The sequence below is a fragment of the Selenomonas sp. oral taxon 892 str. F0426 genome, assembly GCF_000468035.1.
Taxonomy (GTDB): Bacteria; Bacillota; Negativicutes; order Selenomonadales; family Selenomonadaceae; genus Centipeda.
Window position 1 is genome coordinate 343,284 of the sequence record NZ_KI260539.1, and the last position, 23,310, is coordinate 366,593.

The 23,310-nt window shown below is 55.4% G+C and carries 25 protein-coding genes and 1 tRNA gene; 21 read left to right on the top strand and 5 right to left on the bottom strand.

Annotated elements, in window-relative coordinates:
* Positions 1–11: 11 nt before the first annotated feature.
* From HMPREF1992_RS06810 to upp, 8 genes are all read left to right on the top strand, one after another.
* A complete protein-coding gene (locus HMPREF1992_RS06810; protein ID WP_037358922.1) occupies positions 12–998 on the top strand; it encodes a Gfo/Idh/MocA family protein in 987 nt (328 codons plus the stop codon).
* Positions 999–1,003: 5 nt separating this feature from the next.
* Positions 1,004–1,888 carry an ABC transporter ATP-binding protein gene (locus HMPREF1992_RS06815; RefSeq protein WP_021685137.1) on the top strand — a complete coding sequence of 295 codons (885 nt, stop codon included), beginning with the start codon at positions 1,004–1,006 and terminating at the stop codon, positions 1,886–1,888.
* On the top strand, positions 1,888–2,625 hold the full coding sequence (locus HMPREF1992_RS06820) for an ABC transporter permease (protein ID WP_021685138.1): 738 nt from the start codon (positions 1,888–1,890) through the stop codon (positions 2,623–2,625). The genes HMPREF1992_RS06815 and HMPREF1992_RS06820 overlap by 1 nt, the downstream gene beginning before the upstream one ends.
* A gap of 14 nt (positions 2,626–2,639) precedes the next feature.
* The gene (locus HMPREF1992_RS06825) at positions 2,640–3,455 is read left to right on the top strand and encodes a metal ABC transporter ATP-binding protein (RefSeq protein WP_021685139.1); all 816 of its coding nucleotides are present in this window, start codon (positions 2,640–2,642) and stop codon (positions 3,453–3,455) included.
* On the top strand, positions 3,446–4,288 hold the full coding sequence (locus HMPREF1992_RS06830) for a metal ABC transporter permease (RefSeq protein WP_021685140.1): 843 nt from the start codon (positions 3,446–3,448) through the stop codon (positions 4,286–4,288). The genes HMPREF1992_RS06825 and HMPREF1992_RS06830 overlap by 10 nt, the downstream gene beginning before the upstream one ends.
* Before the next feature lie 71 nt (positions 4,289–4,359).
* Positions 4,360–4,812 carry a ribose 5-phosphate isomerase B gene (gene rpiB / locus HMPREF1992_RS06835; protein WP_037358845.1) on the top strand — a complete coding sequence of 151 codons (453 nt, stop codon included), beginning with the start codon at positions 4,360–4,362 and terminating at the stop codon, positions 4,810–4,812.
* Positions 4,813–4,824: 12 nt separating this feature from the next.
* Positions 4,825–6,072 carry a serine hydroxymethyltransferase gene (glyA, locus tag HMPREF1992_RS06840; protein WP_021685142.1) on the top strand — a complete coding sequence of 416 codons (1,248 nt, stop codon included), beginning with the start codon at positions 4,825–4,827 and terminating at the stop codon, positions 6,070–6,072.
* Positions 6,073–6,098: 26 nt separating this feature from the next.
* Positions 6,099–6,755, top strand: a complete 657-nt coding sequence (gene upp / locus HMPREF1992_RS06845; protein ID WP_021685143.1) for a uracil phosphoribosyltransferase — start codon at positions 6,099–6,101, stop codon at positions 6,753–6,755.
* Positions 6,756–6,866: 111 nt separating this feature from the next.
* Here upp and HMPREF1992_RS06850 read toward each other — a convergent pair.
* Together HMPREF1992_RS06850 and brnQ are read right to left on the bottom strand one after the other, a co-directional pair.
* Positions 6,867–6,955 (bottom strand) — tRNA-Ser (locus HMPREF1992_RS06850).
* Between the two features lie 29 nt (positions 6,956–6,984).
* Complete coding sequence (brnQ, locus tag HMPREF1992_RS06855) at positions 6,985–8,340, bottom strand: branched-chain amino acid transport system II carrier protein (protein ID WP_021685144.1); 1,356 nt, start codon at positions 8,338–8,340, stop codon at positions 6,985–6,987.
* 143 nt (positions 8,341–8,483) lie between these two features.
* Between brnQ and murI the strand changes: the two genes are divergently transcribed.
* The 12 genes from murI (at position 8,484) to sdhB (ending at position 18,220) form a co-directional block, all read left to right on the top strand.
* The gene (gene murI / locus HMPREF1992_RS06860; protein ID WP_021685145.1) at positions 8,484–9,272 is read left to right on the top strand and encodes a glutamate racemase; all 789 of its coding nucleotides are present in this window, start codon (positions 8,484–8,486) and stop codon (positions 9,270–9,272) included.
* A gap of 15 nt (positions 9,273–9,287) precedes the next feature.
* Positions 9,288–9,722: a thioesterase family protein gene (locus HMPREF1992_RS06865; protein ID WP_021685146.1), complete on the top strand. Its 435-nt coding sequence runs from the start codon at positions 9,288–9,290 to the stop codon at positions 9,720–9,722.
* Positions 9,723–9,735: 13 nt separating this feature from the next.
* Positions 9,736–10,284, top strand: coding sequence for a hypothetical protein (locus HMPREF1992_RS06870; protein ID WP_369791855.1), 549 nt, complete (start codon positions 9,736–9,738; stop codon positions 10,282–10,284).
* Positions 10,277–10,939, top strand: a complete 663-nt coding sequence (locus HMPREF1992_RS06875) for a hypothetical protein (protein WP_021685148.1) — start codon at positions 10,277–10,279, stop codon at positions 10,937–10,939. Before HMPREF1992_RS06870 ends, HMPREF1992_RS06875 begins: the two co-directional genes overlap by 8 nt.
* A 163-nt stretch (positions 10,940–11,102) precedes the next feature.
* A complete protein-coding gene (rph, locus tag HMPREF1992_RS06880) occupies positions 11,103–11,849 on the top strand; it encodes a ribonuclease PH (RefSeq protein WP_037358848.1) in 747 nt (248 codons plus the stop codon).
* Position 11,850: 1 nt separating this feature from the next.
* Entirely contained in the window at positions 11,851–12,468 is a 618-nt protein-coding gene (rdgB, locus tag HMPREF1992_RS06885) for an RdgB/HAM1 family non-canonical purine NTP pyrophosphatase (protein ID WP_021685151.1), read from the top strand.
* Positions 12,465–12,947 (top strand): metallophosphoesterase, encoded by a 483-nt coding sequence (locus HMPREF1992_RS06890; protein ID WP_021685152.1) that lies wholly within the window; start codon positions 12,465–12,467, stop codon positions 12,945–12,947. The genes rdgB and HMPREF1992_RS06890 overlap by 4 nt, the downstream gene beginning before the upstream one ends.
* A 322-nt stretch (positions 12,948–13,269) precedes the next feature.
* Positions 13,270–14,112 (top strand): fumarate hydratase, encoded by an 843-nt coding sequence (locus HMPREF1992_RS06895; protein ID WP_021685154.1) that lies wholly within the window; start codon positions 13,270–13,272, stop codon positions 14,110–14,112.
* 38 nt (positions 14,113–14,150) lie between these two features.
* Positions 14,151–14,708 (top strand): Fe-S-containing hydro-lyase, encoded by a 558-nt coding sequence (locus tag HMPREF1992_RS06900; protein WP_021685155.1) that lies wholly within the window; start codon positions 14,151–14,153, stop codon positions 14,706–14,708.
* A 275-nt stretch (positions 14,709–14,983) separates the two neighbouring features.
* Entirely contained in the window at positions 14,984–15,616 is a 633-nt protein-coding gene (locus HMPREF1992_RS06905; protein WP_021685156.1) for a succinate dehydrogenase cytochrome B subunit, b558 family, read from the top strand.
* Between the two features lie 24 nt (positions 15,617–15,640).
* Entirely contained in the window at positions 15,641–17,452 is a 1,812-nt protein-coding gene (gene sdhA / locus HMPREF1992_RS06910; RefSeq protein WP_021685157.1) for a succinate dehydrogenase flavoprotein subunit, read from the top strand.
* 15 nt (positions 17,453–17,467) lie between these two features.
* A complete protein-coding gene (gene sdhB / locus HMPREF1992_RS06915; protein ID WP_021685158.1) occupies positions 17,468–18,220 on the top strand; it encodes a succinate dehydrogenase iron-sulfur subunit in 753 nt (250 codons plus the stop codon).
* A gap of 132 nt (positions 18,221–18,352) precedes the next feature.
* Here the strand turns inward: sdhB and HMPREF1992_RS06920 are convergent, their stop codons facing one another.
* The 3 genes from HMPREF1992_RS06920 to trpD form a co-directional block, all read right to left on the bottom strand.
* Entirely contained in the window at positions 18,353–20,323 is a 1,971-nt protein-coding gene (locus HMPREF1992_RS06920; protein WP_021685160.1) for a methyl-accepting chemotaxis protein, read from the bottom strand.
* A 160-nt stretch (positions 20,324–20,483) separates the two neighbouring features.
* Positions 20,484–21,422 (bottom strand): bile acid:sodium symporter family protein, encoded by a 939-nt coding sequence (locus tag HMPREF1992_RS06925; RefSeq protein WP_021685161.1) that lies wholly within the window; start codon positions 21,420–21,422, stop codon positions 20,484–20,486.
* A gap of 20 nt (positions 21,423–21,442) precedes the next feature.
* Positions 21,443–22,459: an anthranilate phosphoribosyltransferase gene (trpD, locus tag HMPREF1992_RS06930; protein ID WP_037358854.1), complete on the bottom strand. Its 1,017-nt coding sequence runs from the start codon at positions 22,457–22,459 to the stop codon at positions 21,443–21,445.
* A 149-nt stretch (positions 22,460–22,608) separates the two neighbouring features.
* On the opposite strand from trpD, the gene HMPREF1992_RS06935 reads away from it, so the two are divergent.
* The gene (locus HMPREF1992_RS06935; protein WP_021685163.1) at positions 22,609–23,292 is read left to right on the top strand and encodes a vitamin B12 dependent-methionine synthase activation domain-containing protein; all 684 of its coding nucleotides are present in this window, start codon (positions 22,609–22,611) and stop codon (positions 23,290–23,292) included.
* Positions 23,293–23,310: the final 18 nt, after the last annotated feature.

A 23,310-nucleotide genomic window follows, 5' to 3' on the forward strand; every position in this document is an offset into this window, starting at 1 on the left:
AGCGTACGGCAATGAAGATTGCAGTTGTTGGGACAGGGATGATTGCGCGGGAGGCGCTCGCAGCCCTGCGTAAAGTGGAGAATGTCGAGGTCACCGGGCTATGCGCACGCCCTCACAGTCTTGATAAAGCACGCGCCTTGGCACAGGAGTTCGGTGTATCCGAAGTGACGACGGACTATGAGGAAATGCTCGCGAGGCATAACGCTGACTTTGTCTATCTCGGCATTGTCAACAGCGCACATTTTGACTATGCACGGCAGGCGATAGAGGCGGGCTGGCACGTTATTGTGGAAAAGCCCTTTGCCTCGACACTTGCTGAGACGGAGGAGCTGATCGCGCGAGCCCGTGCAGCGCACTGCTATCTCTTTGAGGCGATGACACCGCTTTTTCTGCCGAACTACCTGGGGATTTTGGAGGCGCTTCCAAGTCTTGGACTGATCCGACTTGTGCAGGCCAATTTTTCGCAGTATTCGAGCCGCTATGACCGCTATCTCGCACGCGACGTGGCTCCGGCATTCGATCCGTCTCTCTCGGGGGGCGCACTTTACGATCTGAATGTCTATAATGTCTCACTCATCACTTCTCTCTTTGGCCGTCCCAAGTCGGCCACGTATGCAGCAAATATTGGATTTAACGGCATTGATACCTCCGGTGTACTGACGATGCGGTACAATGGATTTGTTGCGACTGCGGCAGCAGCGAAGGACAGCTCCAGTCCATCCTTCTTCATGATACAGGGAGAGTCTGGTTGGATCCGCGCCGAGGGGATACCGAGTGAGCTTTCCTCCTTTACGGTAGGTCTGCGCGGCCGAGAGCCGAAAACTTATGCGATGAATCGGCACGCGCACCGCATGGTACACGAGTTTGAGGCCATGCGGGACATCTTTGCACGACAGGATTATATGAGTGTGGAGGAGGGGCTGCAGACATCGCGAACTGTGATCGCCGTCATGGAGAAGGCTCGCCTCATGGCCGGGATTCAGTTTCGGGCGGATTGATTGATATGGACAGTATGATGATCGAGATGGAGGATCTCGTCAAAAAATTTCCGCATACGGACATGGCGAAGAAAAACACCTGGAAAACGGCTGTTGCAGGCCTCTCTCTCTCTGTACGGCGCGGTGAAGTCTTTGGTCTGCTCGGACCCAATGGTGCGGGTAAGACGACGATCATCCGCATGCTTACGATGCAGACGCATCCAACGAGCGGAACAATCCGCATCAACGGACGTGATATTCGTGCAGATGAGCGGGCAACCAAGGAAATGATCGGTGTTGTGCCGCAGCATGTAAATTTTGATCAGGAGCTGAGCGTGTGGGACAATCTGGAACTGCATGCACGCCTGTATCACATGGAACGTACCGAGAGAACGGCCCGCATTGAGGAACTTCTCACGGAGATGTCGCTGAACGAGGTGCGCAATGATGGAGTGCGCCGGCTTTCCGGCGGAATGAAACGACGTCTGCTGATCGCTCGTGCGCTCATTCATCGCCCGCAGCTCCTTTTTCTCGATGAGCCGACCGTGGCACTCGATCCTCAGATTCGACGGCATATCTGGAACATCGTTCACGATATTGCACAGAGCGGTGTGACCGTTCTCCTGACAACGCATTACATTGAGGAGGCAGAGGCCCTCTGTGGCCGTGTCGCCATCATCAACAAGGGCCATCTGATTGATGTGCAGTCCCCACGGAACTTCTGTAAACAGCTCGGGGATCATGCAGTCGAGTGGGATGGTCCGGAGGGCAGAGCCTATCGCTTCTTTCATACGCGTGAGGAGGCAGGAGTCTATGCGCGCTCCATTGAGGATATGCCGCGCGTCCTCCTGCGCCCGACAAACCTCGAGGATGTATTCATCGAGTTGACGGGACGAAAGGAGGGGCTTTGATGCTGGGGGATATCTGGACTGTGTTCTGGCGCGACTGGGTCGTTCTGCGCCGCCGCCTGACGAAGTATGTGCTGAGTCGTATGGTCTCACCGCTCATGTTCCTCATTGCCTTTGGATGGGGGCTTGGACGCAGCATTGATGTCGGGACTGGCTCGTATCTGGATTTTCTCGTGCCGGGGCTCCTGGCGATGAACTCGATGAACATCAGTTTTATGAGCATCATACCCGTGCATTCTGAGCGCGTCTATCACAAGAGCCTCGAGGAGTACTTGATCGCGCCGATTCGGCCAAACGCCTTTGTAATCGGGAAAATCGCAGGGGCTGTCCTGCGCGGAATGATTTCATCGGCCATCATCATCGCTCTGAGCTATCTCTTCGGGGCGCACTTTGCCATCACACCGCTCTTTCTCTTCGTACTCGCACTGAACTGCATGATCTTTGCCGAGATTGGCTTTCTTGCAGCGATGTACATCTCATCCTATGAGGAGATGAGTCAGGTCAATCTCTATGTACTCCTCCCGATGTCCTTTCTCTGCGGGACATTCTTCGCCACGGCAGCGCTGCCGGATCCAATGCGTTACTTCGTAGAGCTGCTGCCGCTGACACATACGAGCCATCTCCTGCGCAGCCTTGGGACTGCAGGGGATTTCTCGCCACTCTCGTTCGTCGTGGTCATTGCGTATGCAGTGCTGGGGATTGCGGCGGGAACGTGGAAGTTTCGAAGGCTGACGGATTAGAAAAAAGGATCACCATGCTCAGGCATATCTTTCATCACAGAGGAGCGGCAGAGGGCTGCGCGCAGTTCTGCTGCACCAAAATTGAGGACTTCGGCGTCTCATTCGGGACGTTCGAGGTCTTTTCGCATGTCAATCTCCATTTTCACTGCGGGGAACTCACCGCGATTATCGGTCCCAACGGTGCGGGCAAGAGCACGCTCCTGCGCGCCATTCTCGGTGAGGTGGGGCATACGGGCAGACTTCGATTCGTCGATGCGGATGATCGCCATACAGGGCATCCTATCATTGGTTATGTGCCGCAGTATCTGCGCCTCGATGTGAGTGCGCCAACCACGGTACAGGATCTATTCATGGCATGCATCTCGGCGCGTCCTGTTTGGCTTTTTCCCGCACGCCGCTATCGTGACCGCATTCTCGAGAATCTGGCGCGTGTGTGCGCAGATCATTTGATCGACCGGCGTCTCGGAGCACTCTCGGGAGGCGAGCTCCAAAGGGTGCTGCTTGCACTTGCGCTCGATCCTATGCCGAATCTCCTGCTGCTTGATGAGCCGGTATCGGGGGTCGATCAGAATGGGCTTGCCCTTTTCTATGACATTGTCGGTCAGCTGCGTGCCAAGGAGGATCTGACGATCCTCCTCATTTCCCATGATCTCGGTATGGTTGCACGTCATGCGGACAAAGTTGTCCTCATGGAGCATGGGATCGCGGCGTCAGGAAGCGTGATGGAGGTCTTTACCGATCCCCAGATGGAGCGGCTCTTTGGAATTTTGCCCGATGTTCGTCATCTGCAGACGAACGATAGGGAAGGAGGAGAGCCCGCATGGAGCTGATCTACGACACTATGGATCTGCTGCTTCCATTCGCATGGATGGAATATACCTTCATGAAAAATGCGCTGCTTGCGATTCTCCTCATGACGCCGCTCTTCGGGCTGCTCTCCACGATGGTTGTTTCAAGCCGTATGGCATTCTTCTCAGACTCGCTCGGACATGGTGCGTTTACGGGCATTGCCGTCGGTGTTCTTGTGGGGATGGCCTCGCCGCTTACGGCACTCCTCGTCTTTTCCATCTTCTTTGCACTTCTTATCACCTACATCAAGCACAGGACAGCGGCATCTGCGGACACGGTGATCGGGGTGTTCTCCTCGACGGCGATCGCAGTCGGCCTTATGATAATGAGTCACGGCGGAGGATTCTCAAAGTATTCACCGCTGCTCATTGGGGATATTCTAAGCATCACGTATGCCGATCTCGTGGGTCTTGCCGTCGTGGACGGAATCGTCCTGATCGGATGGCTGCTGCTCTTCAATCGACTTCTCTTACTCTCGGTCAACTCTTCGCTTGCACGCAGCCGCGGTGTTTCCATCTTTGCCGTGGAGGCGACGTTTGCCGCACTGCTCGCCGTCGTCGTTGCCGTCAGCATCCAGTGGGTCGGTATCCTCGTCATCAATGCACTGCTCGTCCTGCCCGGCGCGACAGCGCGAAATATCGCAGGCAGCGTCAAGGAATATCATGTCATCTCAGTTGTATGTGCGCTTTTGGCGGGACTTGTCGGGCTCTTTTCGGCATATTATCTCGGCATTGCGGCAGGGGCATCGATCGTTGCCGCCGCAGCTGCGTCGTTCTTCCTGTCGCTTGCGCTGCGGCCGCGTTTTCGTCGCTAGCGGCACTATTCTTTTTCAACGACTTGTGATAAAATACAGAGTATAATGGATATGTGAAGGAGGGAGCCGCCATGAACATTACGATTGGAAGCGACCATGGGGCAGTAGAGCTCAAGGATGAGGTCAAGATGGTGCTTCACGAGTTTAGCGATGTGCGTGTGACGGATATTGGCACGTTTGGAAAGGAAGCGGTCGACTATCCTGATATCGCGGAGAAGGTCTGCGCCGATGTTGTTTCCGGGAAATCGGATCGTGGTATTGTGCTCTGCGGCACTGGCATTGGGATCTCGATTGCAGCGAATAAGATCGACGGCATACGTGCGGCTCTCTGCACCGATGTCTACTCTGCCATCATGGCACGCAAACACAATGATGCGAATGTCCTCGCCCTCGGCGGGCGTGTGACAGGCTTTGGTCCTGCAGGCGAGATCGTGCGTGCGTGGGTTCGCACAGAGTTCGAGGGCGGCCGTCACGCTCGCCGCGTCGAAAAGATGATGGCCCTGCAGGATAAGAAAAAAGACTAAGGAGATTTTTGCATGAGCATTATGGATTCGTTGAAGCAGGTTGATGCACAGGTATCTGGCGCAATCGATCAGGAACTAAACCGCCAGCGTACGAAGCTGGAACTCATCGCCTCGGAGAACATCGTTAGCCGTGCCGTCATGGAGGCACAGGGAAGCGTGCTCACGAACAAGTATGCAGAGGGCTATCCCGGTAAGCGCTACTATGGCGGCTGTGAGTATGTTGATGTCGTGGAGCAGCTGGCCATTGATCGTGCGAAGGAACTTTTCGGCGCGGCGTGGGCGAATGTGCAGCCGCACTCGGGGGCACAGGCCAACATGGCGGTATTCTTTGCTCTTTTGCAGCCAGGAGATACGATCCTCGGCATGAACCTGACAGATGGCGGCCACCTCACACACGGAAGCCCTGTCAACATCTCTGGCACCTATTTTAAGGTCATTCCCTATGGTGTGGATCGGGAGACGGAGTGCATTGACTACGATGCCCTCGAAGCGCTCGCGAAAGAGCACAAGCCGAAGATGATCATTGCAGGTGCATCTGCCTATGCCCGCACGATCGACTTTGCACGCATTGGGTCGATCGCAAAGACTGTCGGAGCGCTCTTCATGGTGGATATGGCGCACATCGCTGGGCTTGTTGCCGCTGGAAAGCATCCAAGTCCCGTTCCACATGCTGATGTTGTGACATCGACCACACACAAGACGCTGCGCGGACCGCGAGGGGGCATTATCCTCGGACGTGATGAAGAGCTGGGCAAGAAGATCAACAAATCGGTATTCCCTGGCATTCAGGGGGGGCCCCTTATGCACGTCATCGCAGCAAAGGCGGTTGCTCTCGGTGAGGCGCTCCAGCCATCGTTTAAGGAGTACGGCGCACAGGTCGTGAAGAATGCCGCTGCACTTGCGGATGAGCTGATGAAATGCGGTTATCGCATTGTTTCCGGCGGTACAGATACACATGTGATGCTTGTCGATCTTACCAATAAGGATATCACGGGCAAAGACGCGCAGACCCTGCTCGATGAGGTGAACATCACGGCGAACCGCAATACGATCCCGTTCGAGCCGCGCAGCCCGTTTATCACGAGCGGCATCCGCCTCGGATCACCTGCGCTCACGACACGCGGCTTCAAAGAGGATGATATGCGTGAGGTTGCACGGATCATAGCTCACGTTCTCGATGCGCCGACCGATGAGACTCGCCAGGAGGAAGCGCGGCGCCGTGTCGCTGAACTCTGCAGCAAATATCCTCTTTACGAGTAATTTTTTAGGAAAGGAAGCCCCCTTCTATGGCAGATAAATTTTATCCATCCGACATTCCCAGCCTCCACCTTGTAGATCATCCGCTCATTCAGCACAAACTGACGATCATGCGTATGAAGGAGACGGGGACGAAGGAGTTTCGCGAACTACTATCGGAGATCGCCATGCTCATGGCGTATGAGATCACGCGTGACTTCCCCCTGTGCGATGTGGAGGTCGAGACACCCGTTGCAACGTGTCATGCAAAGATGCTCGAGGGCAAGAAGCTCGGCATCGTCCCCATCCTGCGCGCAGGACTCGGCATGCTCGACGGCATCCTGACACTTGTGCCCGCTGCACGCGTGGGACACATCGGACTCTACCGTGATCCGGAGACCTTGGAGCCGGTCGAATATTATGCCAAACTCCCGAGCGGTGTGGAGGATCGCACGCTCATCGTTCCGGATCCCATGCTCGCAACGGGCGGCAGCGCATCGGCAGCGCTCACGATGCTCAAGCAGAAGGGGGCAAAGAACATCATCCTCATGTGCCTCGTGTCGGCGCCCGAGGGGATTCGGCGCGTAGCTGCCGACCATCCGGATGTGCCGATCTACGTTGCTGCCGTGGACAAATGTCTCAATGAGCACGGCTACATTGTACCCGGACTCGGCGATGCAGGTGACCGTATCTTTGGGACGCTGTAAAACCTTCAGCCTTCCCCGTATGACGGGGAAGGGGGACCGCGCAAGCGGTGGAAGGGGGACAAAAAAGAGACTGCTACATTCGTGTAACAGTCTCTTTTAAGTTTCAAAGTATGGCGGAGAGGGTGGGATTCGAACCCACGGTGCGTTGCCGCATCACCGGTTTTCAAGACCGGCTCCTTAAACCACTCGGACACCTCTCCGTGTTCAGCAGGATTTATTCTATCAAAAATTAAGCCGCGCTGTCAACCCTCTGACATGCGAGGATGAGTCCTCCGATGATGAGCCCAGCAAGAGCAGGGAGCACCCAGCCCATGCCAATAGCGGCAAGTGGGAGAGTGTCGCCGACAGAATAGATCGATTGGATCGCAGGGAGTGCCTCGTGCAGCCCCGCAGGGAGCGCACGCAGGAAGTCGAATGCTGCTGCTGGCGCGGTGCCGATCATGGAACATACGTAGAGCGGTCGATGATAGCCAACCATGCCCTCGATAAGGCAGAGGGCAATCAGAACGATGGAAATAGGGTAAAGAAAATAGAGCACAGGCAGTGCGTATGCAATGATGCGACTGAGACCGACATTTGAGACCACGAAGGAGAAGACGGAAAAGAGTACAGCATATTTCGCATAGGAGAGGGAGTTTGGAAAGAGTTCGGAGAACGTCGTACTGCATGCCGTGACAAGCCCAAGGGCTGTTTTGAGACAGGCACAGGTGATCGTAATGCCGAGCAGTACACCGCCAAATGCACCAAAGTAATGTGCAGCGATATGGGCGAGTATGTCGCCGCCGTTCGCGTCAATGCCATAGACAGCACGGCTTTGCGCACCGATATACGTGAGCGCAAAGTAGATGAATGCCATCAGCGCAGTACTGAATGTGCCGGATACAATCGTGCTGTAGGAGAGATCCCTTGGATCGGACAGCCCCAGACGCTTGATCGCATTGACTAGGATGTTGCCAAACGCGAGTGCGGCGAGCACATCCATCGTGTTGTAGCCCTCGATCAGCCCCGTAAAGAAGGCATGTTCTGTATATGCGTTTGTCGGTTCTACGTCCCACACCGTACCCATCGGATTGAGTACGGCAGTGACAATCAGAATGCCGAGAAAGAGCAAAAAGAGCGGGTTGAGTACCTTTCCAATCCAGATGAGGATGCCTGAGGGGCGCAGGGAGAAGTAGAGTACAATGGCAAAAAAAATCAACGTAAAACTGAACAGTCCCAATGGCTGTCCCTCGAGCGGGACAAAGGGGGCAGCGCCCACTTGAAAAGAGACTGTGGCGGTGCGCGGAATTGCAAAGAAAGGACCAATGCAGAGATAGAGGGCACAGGTGAACGCATAGGCAAAGCGTTGGTCGATCTTCATTCCAATGTCAAATAGACTTTCACTCTCTGTAATGCTGATCGCTGCGATACCGAGGAGCGGCAGCCCTACTCCTGTGATGCAGAAGCCAATGAGTGCCGGCAGCATCGACGCTCCGGCAGCCTGCCCCATGGACGCGGGGAAGATAAGATTGCCGGCGCCAAAAACCATCCCAAAGAGCATGGATGCGACAAGAATGTATTCGTGTTTTTTAAGACGGTGTTTCATCTGTAAGGATTTCCTATCAAAAAAATAAAATATTATAAAATTTCAATACAATAATTATAACAGGGAATGAAGCCGTTTGTCAAAGATGGAAGAAGTTGCTATAATAGATCCGTATGATTCGGCGCAGTGGAGGAGATGTCTGTATGCGCATTGCTCTGTTTGATTCGGGGATTGGCGGACTGACGGTTCTCAGTCATGCACGCCGCGTACTGCCATCCGAGGAGTTTCTGTTCTTTGCCGACCGCGATCATGTTCCCTATGGAACGAAGTCCGTTTCTGCCGTTCGCGGTTATGTACGGGAGGCCTTTCGCTTTCTCGTCGAGCGACAGAAGGCGGATGCTGTCGTTGTCGCTTGTAATACGGCGACCTCCGTCGCAGTGGAGGAGATGCGGCAGCTGTACGATGTGCCGATCATCGGCATGGAGCCGGCCGTAAAGAAGGCTCTTGCACAGGACCCAGATCGGCGTGTGCTCGTGACGGCAACGCCGATTACGGTCAATGGGGAGAAGCTGCGTCGTCTCCTATCGGACTATGATACAAAGGGGCTTGTCGATCTCCTTGCGCTGCCAGGCCTCGTAGAGTTTGCAGAAAGTCGAGAGTTCTCGTCTGCGCGCGTGGAGGAGTATCTATGGAATACGCTTTCACCTTATGAACTCAGCAAATATTCCGCCATCGTGCTTGGCTGCACGCATTTTAACTATTTCAAGGACACCATGCGCAGACTTTTGCCGAAGACAATGGGCTTTGTGGATGGAAACGAAGGCACGGTAGAAGAGCTTGCGCGGCGTACAGGCCTTACGACGGCGGCCGCAGGTACGGAGATGGCACCCTGTGAGTTTTTTGAGTCCGGTCGTCCGATGGCGGGACAGGAAGCCCTGGCGCGTATCGAGAGCTATCTTGCGCGAGCCGCGCGCATGGAGCAGATTGTTTGAAGGAAGGGAGCATTCATGCCGATTAGGGTTGAACATCGGGTGAATTTTTACGATACGGATGCGATGGAGGTCGTACACCATGCGAACTACATTCGCTGGTTTGAAATTGGGCGGGTGGCCTACCTGCGCCGTATTGGCATTACGCTCGGCGCACTGATGGAGGCCGGCTATGTGTTTCCCATCACGAAGGTAGGTGCTCAGTTTCATGCACCGGGGCATTTCGATGATGATCTCATCATTGAGACGACTGCGACGGCACTGACCAAAGCGAAGATGGCCTTTTCGTATCGTGTTCTAAATGCGCAGGAGACGGTTCTCGTGACAGGTTTCTCCGAGAACGTATTCACCGTACGCGAGACGGGGCGTATCACGCGTCTGCCAAAGGAGTTTTATGAGCCGCTCGAAGCGGCAATGATACAGGAGAAAGAGGGACGGGACATTGGGATCTGAACTTGGATGGTGGATACACTTACTCGTCGTCATCCTCATTGTCGAGGAGATTGGGCGGCGTGTACTTTTTGCCTATCTCGGCACGGAGAAGATCGTGCCGAAAACGGAGGAGATGACAGCATACTCTGTCGTTGAGCGTACCGATGAGCGGCTTGTGATCGGTGCGACGATCCCCTTTGCAAATGAGGGGAAGCAGTGCGCGACGATCATGGACGCAATTTTGCGTGTGCAGCTGCCCTATGAACAGTATGATGGAGCACTTGTGCGCGGCAAGGTGGAGCTTGCGGGGGCGCCGCGCGAGGACGACTACTTCGAGGCGGTGCTCATTCAAAAGCGTGAGTGCATCGACCTTGTTCTCAAGCTCTCCATCGAGGGCCGCAAAGGCAACAATTTGGAAGAAGCGATTGCACATATGCCGGATTTCCGGATGGATCTCATCTATCAGGAGACGGGCCGCATTCCGGCGCATTACTCGAAAATCATGCTGAAGATTACGGCAGCAGAGATCGCTGCACTTGCGGGCGTTGCGCTCGTCGAGGAAGGGGGAAGGAAGAATGGCTGAGGTGGAGATTCTTCCCGTTCCAACGCGGATCCTGACGGATGCGGACGACATTGTGGATGCCATCGAATACTATGCAGGAGCACGGGTCACAGCGGATGACCTCGTCTGCTGTGCCGAGAGCGTGGTTGCAGTGACGCAGGGGCGGATAGCACGCCCAGAGGAGCTGAACATCTCGGGTGCTGCACGCTTTGCGTGCCGCTTCATCCCCGATTACGGCAGTCTTGCAAGCCCCCACGGCATGCAGGCGCTGATGGATGTAGAGGGAAAGTGGCGTGTCCTGTTCGCACTGTTTGCAGGATTCCTCGGTAAACTCGTCGGCAAGAGCGGACTTTTTTACCAGTGGGGGGGCAAGGAGGCGGCGCTCATCGACGATGTGACAGGCACGATGCCGCCGTTCGACAAGGTGATCGTCTACGGACCTGCCGAGCCGGATCAGGTTGCCGCACGTATTCGTGACCGTGTCGGTGCGTTCGGCGGGATGATTGCTGATGTGAATGATCTCAAGCGTTCGCGCGTAGTCGGTGTATCAGATGGGGTCAACGGCGAACTTGCAGCACAGCTGCTGCTTGATAATCCGTTCGGCAACGCCTCACAGAAAACACCGATCTGCATCATCAAGAACTATCGGCAGTATCAGGAAAGTCATCGGGTGTAAGTTAGGTCCCCCCCTTCCACCATGCTGCGCATGGCCCCCTCCCTCATTTCGATGGGGGAGGCTTTGCATTACGGCATATTAGCTTTCCCCGCCGAAGCGGGGAGGCGGCGGGAAAAGCGAGTCGATAGGGGACTCTGCATAAACTTCCAAAGGAGAAAATTTCATGCCAAGAAGAGATCTGAGGCGTCCTGATCAGCTGCGTCCCGTGCGGATTGAGCGCGGTTATCAACGATATCCTGCAGGTTCAGCGCTTATTGAGACAGGACATACACGCGTCCTTTGTGCAGCGAGTGTGGAGGAGCGTGTGCCGTTCTTTTTAAAAGGCTCGGGGACTGGCTGGGTGACGGCGGAGTACTCGATGCTGCCCGGTGCTGGATCCGAGCGCACGGCGCGTGAGGCCGTGCGCGGACACCAGTCTGGGCGCACACAGGAGATTCAGCGCCTCATCGGACGTGCCCTGCGTGCGGTCGTCGACATGAAGGCCCTTGGTGAGCGCACAATCCACATTGACTGCGATGTGCTGCAGGCGGACGGCGGAACACGGACGGCATCGATCACAGGTGCATTCGTTGCGCTTGTTGAGGCGTGTGCGAGCTTCTATACGAAGAGCGGGGTTTTCCCCGTTCGTGATTATGTGGCAGCGGTCAGTGTTGGCATCGATGCTGAGAGTATGCCTCTCCTCGATATCTGCTATGAGGAGGACTCCTCTGCCATGGTTGATATGAATCTCGTTATGACGGGAGCAGGGGAGTTCGTTGAAGTGCAGGGAACGGGCGAGGGACGGTCATTTTCACGCACAGAGATGAATGCTCTTTTAGATCTTGGTGAACGCGGAATACGTGAGCTCATCGACCATCAGAAGGCGGCACTTGGCGGGATCCTGTCGTGGCTGCCGGGACGGGAGGGGTAATATGGAAAAAAAGATCATCCTTATTGCGACATCGAATGCGGGGAAGGTGCGTGAGATGGAGAAGGCCTTCGAGGGACTGCCCGTGCGCCTTGTCCCACTCTCCCGCATACGAGAAGTCCTGCCGGATGCCGGAGAAATCGAAGAGCCTGTGGAGGATGGGGAGACCTTCCTCGAAAATGCGCGTATTAAGGCCCATTACTATCGTACACAGACGGGCCTTGCAGCGCTTGCTGATGACTCAGGCCTTACGGTCGAGGTCCTCGGCGGCGCGCCCGGCGTCTACTCAGCGCGCTATGCAGGCGTGCATGGAGATGATGCAGCGAATAATACGAAGCTGATCGCGGAGATACGAGCGCAAGGGACAGAGAATGCTGCTGCCGCCTATCATTGCGCGCTCGTACTCGTTCTTGAGGATGGCCGCGAGCTCGGTGCAGAGGGAACATGTGCCGGCTTTATTCGTCCAGAGGCACGCGGTACAGAGGGGTTCGGATACGATCCGCATTTCTATCGTGCAGACGGGAGATCCATGGCAGAATTGTCGCGTGCGGAAAAGCACACGATCAGTCACCGTGGTGCGGCACTTGATATGATGAAGAAAATGTTGGCGGAGGCATTATGAAGATCGGAATCGTCAGTGACAGTCACGGTGATGTCCGTGTATTTGAGGATATGCTCTCTGCATTCGGTGCAGCGGATGCAGAGATGTGGCTGCACGCCGGGGACTTTGCGCCAGATGCAGATGTTCTGGAGGAAATGACGGGAAAGCCCGTGGTACGTGTACTTGGAAACTGCGATTTTCATATGGAGGGCGTGTATGACGAGACCGTTGTTGAGATCGCCGGGCACCGTATCTTCCTGACGCACGGGCATCTCTTCAACGTACGCTTTGACACGGCGATGCTTGCGGAGGCGGCACGCGAGTCGGGGGCAGATATTGCGGTATATGGACATACGCATATTGCACTTGAGGAGCGCGGAGATATTACAGTTCTCAATCCCGGCAGTATTGCACGGCCACGCGATGAGCGGCGTGGCTCATTTATGCTTGTGGAGCTCAGCGAGGATGAAAAACCAGCGGTGACCCTCATCCGTATCTGAGCATAGGCTAAAGTTTGGTACCAAATAGAAAAATTTCATAATGAGAATGCATAGCAAATCCATATCCTGCGATATGGATTTTTAATGTTCTATTATAAAATTTATAAAAACAATAAAGATAATAAACGGAGAATTCGGTATAAATAATTGTATATAAGTTAATAATAATAGATTGTTTTATCGTGTGAATATCATTCCCAATTTGAATTGTATTCAATTTTTTCAAGGCTTTGCACCATGTTTGAAAGACTTGAAAGCATGAAAAAAATATGATATAGTCTAACTAACCTGTGTATAAGTTATATTTATAGGAGGGATTATTTTGCGAGAGCTAAGCGCAAAAGCAATCACGGAGAACGTCGCCGAGATGTGCAAAGAAGCGGCGTACTATCTCCCGAATGATGTCTACGAGGGGCTCAAAAAGGGACGAGAGACGGAGGAGTCACCCGTAGGAAGGGTCGTTTTGGATCAGATCATTCGCAACGCTGAGATCGCACGCGAAGAGGATCGTCCCTACTGCCAGGATACGGGCATGACGATCGTGTTTGTGGAGATTGGGCAGGATCTCCATATCACGGATGGACTCCTTGAGGATGCGATCAATGAGGGCATCGCGAAGGGGTACACGGAGGGCTATCTGCGCAAGTCGGTCGTTGCAGAGCCTCTCTTCAACCGCAAGAACACGCAGAACAATACGCCGGGTGTTATCTACACGAAGATTGTCGCGGGGGACAAGCTCAGCATCACGATTGCGCCGAAGGGATTTGGTTCGGAAAACAAGTCCGGTGTCAAGATGCTCGTTCCTGCCGACGGTGTGGAGGGCGTGAAGAAGGCGGTCATGGAGATCGTCCAGCACGCAGGTCCGAACCCGTGCCCGCCCGAGGTCATCGGTGTCGGCATCGGCGGTACGATGGATCAGGCGGCACTCCTCTCGAAGAAGGCACTCACGCGTCCCATCGACCAGCGCCACTCCATGCCCGAGTATGCAAAGCTCGAGGAGGAGATTCTCGAAATGGTGAACAAGACGGGCATCGGACCGCAGCTTGGCGGAACGACGACCGCGCTTGCCGTGAACATTGAGTGGGGCGCAACGCATATTGCGGGCCTCCCAGTTGCGGTGACGATTTGCTGCCATGCACTTCGGCATGCACATCGCGTCCTGTAACAGCAGTTCCTGTGTATTATTGTTAGGGAGGAATACTCATGGCGGAAAGTATCCGTATTACGACTCCGTTCACGGAGGAAATGTCGCGTAAGCTCAAGGCAGGCGACAGCGTTCTCATCACGGGCACGATCATCAGCGCACGCGATGCGGCACACAAGGCGATGACAGAGGCACTCGCAAAGGGAGAGCCTCTGCCGGTTGACTGGCAGGATCAGATTGTCTACTACCTCGGACCGACGCCGGCGAAGCCAGGCGATCCGATCGGCTCGGCAGGTCCGACGACCTCCGGCCGCATGGATGCCTACACACCGACGATGCTTGAGCAGGGCATCAAAGGCATGGTGGGCAAGGGGTCGCGCTCGGCTGCGGTCGTGGAGTCGATGAAGAAGAACGGCGTCACCTATTTTGCCGCCGTCGGCGGCGCTGCTGCGCTCATCGCGAAATCCGTGAAGAAGTACGAAGTCGTAGGCTATCCCGAACTTGGACCTGAGGCGGTTGCAAAGCTGACGGTCGAGGACTTCCCCTGCATCGTCGTCATTGACTCTGAGGGCAACAACTTCTATGAAATGGGGCAGAAACCCTACCGCAAACTCTAAGGAATCGCTGATAAAATGAAGTCCGTCAGATTGGCGTAGATTTTTTCGTCCGATTGAGGCAGCAAACCGGACGCATAGCCAAAGCTATGTGGAGGATTTGCTAACGAAAAGCGGGCAAAAAAGATGCGCTAAGATGGTGCGGCTGAATTTATCAGTGCTTCCTTAACTAGAGTGTTCATACCGATGGTTTGGCGCATGACAAATCATCGCGGGGCTGTTCCAAACAGCGTTCGGGGCAGCATATCCAAAGGTCTATATATTTCAGGAGGTATGAAATGTTCCACACAACCTTTTACATGCGGCGGCTGCACTCATTGGTCGGACTCGTTATCATTGGTGTGTTCCTCTTCGAGCACATCTTTACGAATTCGACTGTGCTTCAGGGGGCAAAAGCCTTCAATGATGCGCTTGCCATGATGGATCTCATCCCGCGCCCCGTGTTCTACGCGCTCGAGATTTTTGCCATCGCCGTGCCGATTCTTTTCCACGCGGTCTATGGCATCTATATTGCAGCGCAGGCGAAGAACAATCCCGGCAATTATGGCTACATCCGCAACTGGCAGTTTGCCGTGCAGCGCTATACGGCATGGCTGCTCATCCCCTTCCTCATCTGGCACGTTGGCTATATGCGCGTGTGGGAAAAGGGCGTCATGGGAACTCATATCAACTATGACCTGCTTTACACCTACTTTGTGTCCGGCGATTATGCAATCCTCCATACCGTACTTTATACGCTCGGCATGATTGCCGCGATCTTCCATTTCTGCAACGGCATCTCGACGTTCTGCATGACGTGGGGCATTGCGAAGGGCCCGCGCGCACAGTCAGTGATCAACGCGCTGTCGATGGGTCTCTGCACGCTGATGAGTCTTGTTACGCTCGCCTTCATGGGCAGCTATTTCATGTAAGAAGCGCAGCAAAGGAGAGTAAGAATGGCTAAAGTACCAGAAAATAACATTGCGATCATCGGCGGCGGTCTGGCGGGGCTTCTCGCTGCGCTGAAGATCTGCGAGGGCGGCGGCAAGGTCGACCTCTTTTCCTATTGCCCGGTGAAGCGCTCTCACTCGCTCTGCGCGCAGGGCGGCATGAACGCCTGCATGGATACGAAGGGCGAGCACGACAGCGTCTATGAGCACTTCGACGATACCGTCTACGGCGGCGACTTCCTCGCTGACCAGCTTGCCGTCAAGGGCATGGTTGAGGCGGCGCCGCGCCTGGTCAAGATGTTTGACCGCATGGGCGTTCCGTTCAACCGCACACCCGAGGGCGTGCTCGATCTCCGCAACTTCGGCGGACAGAAGAATAAGCGCACGGTCTTTGCCGGTTCTACGACGGGGCAGCAGCTTCTCTATGCACTCGACGAGCAGGTGCGCCGTTGGGAGGTCAAGGGCAAGATCACGAAATACGAGTTCTGGGAATACATCCGCGCGATCAAGAACAAGGACGGCATCGTCCGCGGTCTGGTCGCACAGAACATGAACTCAAACGAGATCAAGGCATTCCCTGCGGATGTCGTCATCCTCGCGACGGGCGGCCCCGGACAGGTGTTCGGCCGCTGCACAGCGTCCACGATCTGCAACGGCTCGGCTGTCTCCTCTGCATACCAGCAGGGCGCGCACATCGGCAACCCCGAGTTCATCCAGATCCATCCGACCGCAATCCCCGGATCGGATAAGAACCGTCTCATGTCCGAGGCGTGCCGCGGTGAGGGCGGACGCGTTTGGACGTACAAGGACGGCAAGCCTTGGTACTTCCTTGAGGAGATGTACCCCGCATACGGCAACCTCGTTCCGCGTGACGTTGCCTCACGCGCGATCTTCAAGGTCTGCGTGCACATGGGGCTCGGTGTCAACAACGACCGCCGCGTCTACCTCGACCTCTCGCACATCCCTGCGGACTACCTTGAGCACAAGCTCGGCGGCATTCTCGAGATGTACTCCGAGTTTGTCGGTCAGGATCCGCGCAAGGTGCCGATGGAGATCTTCCCGTCCGTGCACTACTCGATGGGCGGCATCTGGGTCGACCGTATGCACCACACGAACATCCCCGGTCTCATGGCGGCGGGTGAGTGCGATCACCAGTACCACGGCGCGAACCGCCTGGGCGCGAACTCCCTCCTCTCGGCAAGCTACTCCGGCTACGTCGCAGGACCTGAGTCGCTCCGCTGGGCGCGCAGCGGCGAACTTGGTGCGGCGCTCACGGAGGAAGAACTCGAGGCAGCGCGCAAGGAATGCGTTGCAGAGTTCGACAAGATCCGCAATATGACGGGTTCTGAGAATGCGCATAAGCTCCATCAGGAGATGGGCGAGATTATGTATGACTACGTCTCCATTGAACGCGACAACAAGGGCCTCGACATCTGCCTTGAAAAGCTCAAGGGGATTCTGAAGCGCTGGGACGACATCGGCGTGACCGACCACGGCACATGGGCAAACCAGGAGGCGATGTTCGTACGTCAGCTGCGCAACATGATCCTCTATGCGATGGCGGTTACGAAGGCAGCACGTGCACGTGATGAGAGCCGCGGTGCACATGCGAAGATCCTCCTCGACGATAAGGGCGAGCGTATGACGGATGCCGACGGTGAGCTGATGTTCTACGGACGCGATGATGAACGTTTCATGAAGACCTCCATCGTGGATTACGATCCGCAGACGGAGGAGCCAATCATCAGCTACATGGATTTCGAGCATTCACTCATCAAGGCGCGTGCGCGTAACTACGCAGTTGCCAAGAAGGAGTAAGGGAGGATAGAAGTCATGGCAGAACAGAAAAAAGTTCGTTTTATCATCGAGCGTCAGGATGGACCGAACGAGAACCCCTATACGCAGGAGTTCGAGGTCGACTATCGCCTCGGTCTTAATGTGGTTGCGGCTCTTATGGAGATTCAGAAAAACCCCGTGACGGTGGACGGCAAGCGTGTCCCGCCTCCAGTTTGGGAGTGCAACTGCCTGGAGAAGGTATGCGGAGCATGCATGATGGTCATCAATGGCCGTGCACAGCAGGCGTGCTGTGCGCTGGTGGATCATCTATCACAGCCAATCCGTCTCCAGCCGGCGCGGACATTCCCGGTCATCCGTGACCTTCTCATCGACCGATCGGTTATGTTCGAGAGCCTCAAGCGTATACATGGCTGGATTGAGGTTGACGGTACCTGGGACAATAAGGATGCCCCCATCCAGAACCCGTACACGGCGGAGACATGCTACGAGCTGTCACACTGCATGACCTGCGGCTGCTGCCTCGAGGCGTGCCCGAACGTCGGCCCGCAGTCAGACTTCATCGGTCCTGCACCGACGGCACAGACACTGCTCTTCAACCTCCATCCGCTCGGAAAGTTCGATGCGCCGAAGCGTCTCAATGCGCTGATGGAAAAGGGCGGCATCACGAGCTGCGGCAACAGCCAGAACTGTGAGCGTGTATGCCCGAAGAGCATCAAGCTCACGCAGCATCTCGCCCAGCTCAACCGCGAGGTTAACAAGCAGGCACTGCGCAATATGTTTAACCACTAATCCGACTCCTGCAGGGGATCGGAGCATAGAGAAGGGGCTGCCCCATTGGGGCAGCCCCTTTTGTCTTCTGTTTTATCTGAAGGAATCGCTGATAAAATGAAGTCTGTCAGAACTGAATTTATCAGACAGTATTTAAAGCTTGAAGCCTCCGACAATGCGCTGCAGATCCTGCGCAAGCTGTGCAAGGGTCTGACTGGAAGCAGCGATCTCCTGCATGGAGGCTGCCTGCTGTTCGGAGACAGCAGAGACATTCTCCGCCTCCGTATGGACGGCATTCGAGACCTTCTGGACAGCTTCGACTGAGCTCATCATATGTTCGCTGCCCGCCTTAATGCCCTCAGTATTCTTCAGGATCGCATCCACCTTCTCAGTGAGCTCGTTTACAACGTCTGCGATGCGGTCAAACTGTTCACCTGCCTGATTGACTTGCTTGACGCCCTCACCGACATGTTCCTTCTGCTCCTGCATGACCTTAAACGTGTCCTCAATGCGGTTCGCATTCTCGGTGATCAGCCCAGTGATCTCCTGTGCGGCAGTTTCGGACTGCTCGGCAAGCTTTCTGACCTCCTCGGCAACGACAGCAAATCCGCGGCCCTGTTCTCCCGCACGCGCTGCTTCAATAGCGGCATTGAGGGCGAGAAGGTTCGTCTGTCCCGCAATCTCGGTGATCATTTCAACAATCTCAGAGATGCGCTTGGAACTCTCGTAGAGAGCCGTGACCGCTCCGGAGACATCCTTCGCACTCTGATCTAGGATACTCATGCCCTTTACTGCAACGCTCAGCCCCTGCTGGCCCTCAACCGTTGCAGTTGAAGCGCGGTGGGTTGCAGCGGAGACATCCGAAATGCCCGCTGTGATCTCGTTGATTGCGTGAGTAATGCCATCCACCGTTTTGAACGACTGATCAACCACCTCATTCTGCTCCACCGTACTGCCTGTAATCTTGACGATGGCCTCGGCTGCACTCTGTGCACCTTGTGCCGACTGATCCGCAGATGCGGTGAGCTCTTCCGATGCGGCAGCAAGCTGCTCGGAGGTCTGCGCCGTCTTCTGAATCAGTTCACGCAGATTTTTGACCATCGTGAGCAGGGAGTTGTGGAGCTGTCCGATCTCATCGTCGCGATCCATTTGGGGCGGGACGATGGCAAGATTACCCTTTGCCACCTCCTGCGCCGCACCTGCCATATTCTCAAGAGGGCCTGCAATCGAGTCGGCAATCTTATAGAGCAGACTGCCAATAAGGGCGAGGGAGACGAGGAGTCCAATGATCATCGTCCATTTGAGGTTATTTACATCAGCAAGCACCTCATCCTTCGGGACAAAAAGGACGAGTGACCAGCCCGTTGTGCCGACTGGATGGACTGCGTAGTAATTCTCAACACCTGCATATGTGTTGGTAAAGAAAATAGGCGTCTTTGAGAGAAGGCGACGCGCGTCTTCCTCGCCCTGTGCGTGCACATTGTCGTTGAGTCCGAGAGCAGAGTGGTAGATGAAGCGACCATCCTCATCGAGCAGGAAGGCCGCGCCATGCTCGCGGATCTTGATCTTTGCGACGATATTCTGAATGTCGGAGAAATTGGTCTCGAGCCCCATCACGGCAAGCAGCTGTCCTTCGTGACGGATGGCGCGGCTCAAGGCAAGCGTCGCCTTGCCGGTGCGTTCGTTCGTGGAGACCTCGTTGAGCTGCACGCCCTCCTTGGATTCTGCGAGTTTGTACCACGGACGGCTCGTTGCGTCGAACTCATTAAGCGGTACGATACCCTCCTCACTGTAGAGGAAGGGGCGGTTTGTCTCGCGCGGGAAACCCATATAGATGGAATCAATGTCCGGACGTGAGGTGAAGTCCTTGGCTGTTTCAAGAAAACGCTCATCCGTCGGTATATTCGTCGACCATACACGGCCGATACCCTCGAGGATCCCCTTCGGTCCCTCGACCATGCGGTCGACCTCCTCGGCGTGGAACTCCGAGAGCGCACGCATCTCGCGTTCCGTTGCCTTCTCAATCATGTTGCTCGCTTCCCAGTAGGAGAACACTGCCATCGCGGTAAAAATCACGACGAGTGGAGTTCCGATCCACAGGAGCATTTTCGTCTTTAATTTCATTCCGTCACCTCTTTTGATAATACGCACAAACGGCCCTGACAACCTGTATCCAATAACGTGGAAGCAAGGATTGTTTCCCTCGGTATATAATTTAATTCAATATAAATAAAAAAACTCCTCCAAACGTCCTAGATTTTTTTGGAGGAGCTGCAGGGAACTTTTACTCGTTCGGTTTTTTCATACGACTGGACAGATAGTTCGCGGCAAGCGATCCCGAGATATTATGCCATACACTGAAGAGTGCACCCGGAATTGCCGCTGCCGCACCGAAGTGCAGGAGGGCGAGGGAGGTCGCAAGTCCTGAGTTCTGCATGCCGACCTCGATGGAGACTGCTTTGACCTTTGCAATATCCATGCGAAGTGCTTTTGCAACGACAAAGCCAAGCGTGTAGCCAAGGAGATTATGGCACATGACGACAACCATGATGAGTGCACCTGTCTCGATGATGCGCCCTGCGTTTGCCGAGACGACGCCGCCCACGATGAGGACAATGGCAACGACCGAGATGAGCGGGAGCACCTTGACAACTTTTTGTACGGGACGCGCAAAGAAATGGTTGATGAGGATGCCGAGGAAGATCGGCGCGATGACGACCTGTGCGATGGAGATCATCATCTTCTCTGCCGGAATGTCAATCCACTGACCTGCCAGCCAGAGTGTGAGGAGCGGGGTCATAAAGGGGGCGAGGATGGTGGAGGCCATCGTCATGGAGACGGAGAGCGCGACATCGCCGCGTGCGAGATAGGTCATGACGTTCGATGAGGTGCCGCCGGGACAGGTGCCGACGAGGATGACGCCCGCTGCGAGCTCAGGCGGGAGGGAGAATGCGTGTGCCAGGCCCCACGCGAGCAGCGGCATGATGCCGAACTGCGCGACCGTTCCGATAAATACATCGCGCGGACGCTGCAGGACGAGCTTAAAGTCCTCAAACTGCAGTGTCATACCCATGCCGAACATGACGATGCCGAGCAGAATTGTGATCCAGGGAACCGTCCAAATAAACGTCCACGGCTGAAAGAGTGAAATACCCGCGATGAGGATAACGAATAATGCCATGTAGCGGGAGACGAAATTGCTGAGTTGTTCAAGTGTCTGCATAGATGCAAACTCCTTTCGATTTAAAGAGAGATCTTGATGAAATCCTCAAGTTTCTTGAGTGCCGTACCATCCGCAATGCTCTGACGTGCTGCCGCAATGCCGTCCGCGATGGAGGATGCCGCGCCGCCGATGTAGATTGCAGCTCCAGCGTTCATCAGGCAGATGTCGGCACGTGCGTCTGTGATTTCGCCTGCGAGAATGCCGCGTGTAACGGCTGCGTTCTCCTCGGGAGTGCCCCCGCGGATCGCGTCTTTGGATGCAGGTACCATGCCGAAGTCCTCGGGGCAGATCTCGTAGGCGCTCTCCGTGCCGTTTGCAATTTCGCGTACGAGGGTCGGTGCACCGATGGAGATCTCGTCCATGCCGTCCGTGCCGTGGACGATGAGCGCACGCTTGATTCCGAGATCCGGCAGTACCTTTGCGAGCGGGCGGAGCAAATGCTCGCCGTAGACACCCAGGAGCATATAGGCAGGGCGTGAGGGGTTCGTGAGCGGTCCCAGGATATTGAATACCGTACGAATGCCGAGTTCGCGGCGAATTGCGCCGACGTGCTTCATCGACTGATGATAGCGCTGAGCAAAGAGAAAGGCCATGCCGACAGCGCTGAGCTCCTCGCGTACCTTTGCGGGCGGCTGATCGATGTTCACACCGAGCGCCTCGAGACAGTCTGCTGTGCCGCTCTTCGAGGATGCCGCGCGGTTGCCGTGCTTGCAGACCTTGAGTCCTGCCGCCGCCGCAAGGAACGAGGCAGTGGTTGAGACGTTGATGCTGCCCGAGTGGTCGCCGCCCGTACCGACGATGTCGATGACCTCCATGTCATGCTCGACGAGTTCTGCGTGCGCACGCATGGCGGCAGCAGATCCGGAGATCTCTGCGATGGTCTCCATGCCGCTGCTCTTCGTGGAGAGCGCGGCAAGATAGGCGGCGTTCTCGACCGCAGAGGTCTCGCCTGACATGATTTCATTCATGACGGCATATGCCTCATCGTAGCCAAGATCCTGCTTGTCTACGATCTTTTTGATCGCTTCTTTGATCATTCCATTTCCCCCTTGAAAAAGAAAAAGACAGGGCAGTATTATAGCATACATATTGTAATATGACAAAAGTGTATTTGTGAGGACTGCTCGAATGTGATATAATCTCTTATCCTGTGTATTAGTACTTTGACAATGAAATAGGAGAGGCTATGTTTGAACCGCGTTTTACGACGCTGAATATGAACGAAATCTTGAAGTACCTTGGATTCCGCGGACAGGAACTGACGGAGGAGATTGCGGCGCAGATCAAGCGCTGTACGGACGAGGTGCTCGCCGCAGCGACACCGCGCCTCACGTATCGGCAGGCACCTCTTGTGGACGGTGCCGTGCTCGGTGTTACATTTGCGGGCAAGGATATCCCGCAGATGCTCGCACCATGTGAGGAGGCTGTGCTCTTCGGAGCAACGCTCGGCCCTGGTGTCGAGCGGCTGATGATGCGCTATGAGGTGACGAATGCCGCTGACTCCGTGATCATGGACGCATGTGCGAGTACGGCGATCGAGAATATATGCAACAACTTCGAGAGCGATATGCGCACCGCCGTCGAGGCGGAGGGGCGCTATCTGACAGATCGGTTCAGCCCCGGCTACGGCGACCTACCGATCACGGAGCAGCCGAAATTCTTTGCGCTGCTCGACATGACGCGGCGTGTTGGTGTCTCGCTGACGCCGACAACGATCATGGTGCCGCGCAAGTCCGTGACGGCGATCATGGGGATTGCGCGCACGCCGCAGCCGCATCGGCCGCCGGACTGCGAGCACTGCCTCATGTTCCGCAACTGTCCGTTCCGCAAGGCGGGACGCAGGTGCAGGGAAGGGGCAAAAACACAATAACGGTATGAAAAAATATGG

Bases quoted from the DNA above. Each gene is read 5' to 3' on its own strand.
- HMPREF1992_RS06865 (WP_021685146.1), top strand. From the start codon at position 9,288: ATGCCGATTAGGGTTGAACATCGGGTGAATTTTTACGATACGGATGCG.
- HMPREF1992_RS06900 (WP_021685155.1), top strand. From the start codon at position 14,151: ATGGCGGAAAGTATCCGTATTACGACTCCGTTCACGGAGGAAATGTCG.
- HMPREF1992_RS06925 (WP_021685161.1), bottom strand. From the start codon at position 21,422: ATGCAGACACTTGAACAACTCAGCAATTTCGTCTCCCGCTACATGGCA.
- HMPREF1992_RS06810 (WP_037358922.1), top strand. From the start codon at position 12: ATGAAGATTGCAGTTGTTGGGACAGGGATGATTGCGCGGGAGGCGCTC.
- rph (WP_037358848.1), top strand. From the start codon at position 11,103: ATGCCAAGAAGAGATCTGAGGCGTCCTGATCAGCTGCGTCCCGTGCGG.
- HMPREF1992_RS06875 (WP_021685148.1), top strand. From the start codon at position 10,277: ATGGCTGAGGTGGAGATTCTTCCCGTTCCAACGCGGATCCTGACGGAT.
- HMPREF1992_RS06820 (WP_021685138.1), top strand. From the start codon at position 1,888: ATGCTGGGGGATATCTGGACTGTGTTCTGGCGCGACTGGGTCGTTCTG.
- rdgB (WP_021685151.1), top strand. From the start codon at position 11,851: ATGGAAAAAAAGATCATCCTTATTGCGACATCGAATGCGGGGAAGGTG.
- HMPREF1992_RS06920 (WP_021685160.1), bottom strand. From the start codon at position 20,323: ATGAAATTAAAGACGAAAATGCTCCTGTGGATCGGAACTCCACTCGTC.
- sdhB (WP_021685158.1), top strand. From the start codon at position 17,468: ATGGCAGAACAGAAAAAAGTTCGTTTTATCATCGAGCGTCAGGATGGA.
- rpiB (WP_037358845.1), top strand. From the start codon at position 4,360: ATGAACATTACGATTGGAAGCGACCATGGGGCAGTAGAGCTCAAGGAT.
- HMPREF1992_RS06935 (WP_021685163.1), top strand. From the start codon at position 22,609: ATGTTTGAACCGCGTTTTACGACGCTGAATATGAACGAAATCTTGAAG.
- glyA (WP_021685142.1), top strand. From the start codon at position 4,825: ATGAGCATTATGGATTCGTTGAAGCAGGTTGATGCACAGGTATCTGGC.
- murI (WP_021685145.1), top strand. From the start codon at position 8,484: ATGCGCATTGCTCTGTTTGATTCGGGGATTGGCGGACTGACGGTTCTC.
- HMPREF1992_RS06825 (WP_021685139.1), top strand. From the start codon at position 2,640: ATGCTCAGGCATATCTTTCATCACAGAGGAGCGGCAGAGGGCTGCGCG.
- HMPREF1992_RS06815 (WP_021685137.1), top strand. From the start codon at position 1,004: ATGGACAGTATGATGATCGAGATGGAGGATCTCGTCAAAAAATTTCCG.
- sdhA (WP_021685157.1), top strand. From the start codon at position 15,641: ATGGCTAAAGTACCAGAAAATAACATTGCGATCATCGGCGGCGGTCTG.
- HMPREF1992_RS06830 (WP_021685140.1), top strand. From the start codon at position 3,446: ATGGAGCTGATCTACGACACTATGGATCTGCTGCTTCCATTCGCATGG.
- upp (WP_021685143.1), top strand. From the start codon at position 6,099: ATGGCAGATAAATTTTATCCATCCGACATTCCCAGCCTCCACCTTGTA.
- trpD (WP_037358854.1), bottom strand. From the start codon at position 22,459: ATGATCAAAGAAGCGATCAAAAAGATCGTAGACAAGCAGGATCTTGGC.
- HMPREF1992_RS06890 (WP_021685152.1), top strand. From the start codon at position 12,465: ATGAAGATCGGAATCGTCAGTGACAGTCACGGTGATGTCCGTGTATTT.
- HMPREF1992_RS06905 (WP_021685156.1), top strand. From the start codon at position 14,984: ATGTTCCACACAACCTTTTACATGCGGCGGCTGCACTCATTGGTCGGA.
- brnQ (WP_021685144.1), bottom strand. From the start codon at position 8,340: ATGAAACACCGTCTTAAAAAACACGAATACATTCTTGTCGCATCCATG.